This window comes from Streptomyces cyaneofuscatus (genome assembly GCF_000718135.1).
Lineage (GTDB): Bacteria > Actinomycetota > Actinomycetes > Streptomycetales > Streptomycetaceae > Streptomyces > Streptomyces cyaneofuscatus.
Genome location: NZ_JOEM01000084.1, coordinates 1 through 386, shown reverse-complemented (window position 1 = coordinate 386; position 386 = coordinate 1). Strand labels below are relative to the sequence as shown.

Below are 386 nucleotides of genomic sequence, written 5' to 3'. Positions count from 1 at the left end.
GGCGTCGTCGTCGGTGTTCTTCTCGAGTTGGTCGATCGACGCGCTGGCGAGGACGTTGTCGGCGGACGAGCGGCTGATGGCCTGGATACCCCCACGACGGCTGCCCTACATCCGTGCCGAGTCCGACGAGGGACCCGTCCACGTCCCCGGCCGTCGCCCGCAGCAGGCGCCGCCCCATCTGGTGGCCCTGCTGCGGCTGGCGGACGGCCGCCGCTCACCGCACGAACTCGCCCGGACCCTCGGCACCTCACTCGACGAGGTCACCTCCCGTCTCACCGAGCTGGTGCGTCGTCGGTGGGTGAGCTGGCGGTTGGAGGTGCCTTCGGGTGCGCGTCCGGACCGGGAGCTGCGTGCGGTTCTGGAGCGGGTGGGGGATGCGGAGCTGC

Annotated in this window: 1 pseudogene; it reads left to right on the top strand. The window is 72.0% G+C overall.

Annotated elements, in window-relative coordinates:
• Positions 1–13: 13 nt before the first annotated feature.
• A pseudogene (locus IF17_RS0135860) lies at positions 14–386 on the top strand (lantibiotic dehydratase); the annotation flags it as partial.